Source organism: Microbacterium sp. P5_E9, assembly GCF_054049175.1.
In genome coordinates, this window is the sequence record NZ_JBFUMV010000045.1 from 1 (window position 1) to 820 (window position 820).

General features: G+C 67.5%; 1 protein-coding gene. It reads right to left on the reverse strand.

The window, feature by feature from the left end; genetic code table 11:
* Positions 1–820 (reverse strand): NAD(P)(+) transhydrogenase (Re/Si-specific) subunit beta (locus ACXJ3V_RS20110; RefSeq protein ID WP_457102127.1); only part of this gene is annotated, 820 nt, incomplete at both ends.

Consider the following 820-nt stretch of genomic DNA (forward strand, 5'->3'; position numbering starts at 1 on the left):
AGACCTGGTCGTAGGGCACCTCGGCCTCSGCCARSAGCACGTTCATGTGGCCCGGCATCCGGCCCGCCACCGGATGGATCGCGTACTTCACCGTCACCCCCTTGTGGGTSAGCCTCTCGGCCAGYTCGTTCACCGCGTGCTGCGCGCGCGCCACCGCCAGGCCGTAGCCCGGCACGATGATCACCGTCTCGGCGTTGCTCAGCATGTAGGCCGCATCGTCGGCGCTGCCGCTCTTCRCCGGGCGCTGCTCCTGGGCGCCGGTGGCCGCCGTGGCCGCCTCGCCGCCGAAGCCGCCCAGGATCACGTTGAAGAACGAGCGGTTCATCGCCTTGCACATGATGTAGCTCAGGATCGCACCCGAGGAGCCCACCAGCGAGCCCGCCACGATCAGCATCGCGTTGTTCAGGCTGAAGCCGATGCCCGCGGCCGCCCAGCCCGAGTAGCTGTTGAGCATCGACACCACCACCGGCATGTCGGCGCCGCCGATCGGGATGATGATCAGCACGCCCATGACAAACGCCAGCAGCACCATCGCGAGGAAGGCYGMCCAGCTCTCGGTSGCCATGTACAGGAGGCCSAGCCCRATGGTCARSAGGCCCAGCACCAGGTTCAGCATGTGCTGGCCCTTGAACTGCACCGGCGCGCCCTGGAACAGGCGGAACTTGTACTTGCCCGAGAGCTTGCCGAAGGCAATCACCGAGCCGCTGAAGGTGATCGCGCCGATSGCCGCGCCCAGGAACAGTTCCAGCCGGTTGCCCGCCGGAATSGCGTAGCGCAGGAAGCCGTCGATGATGGCCGCCCCTTCGGGCGTGTTGACGCC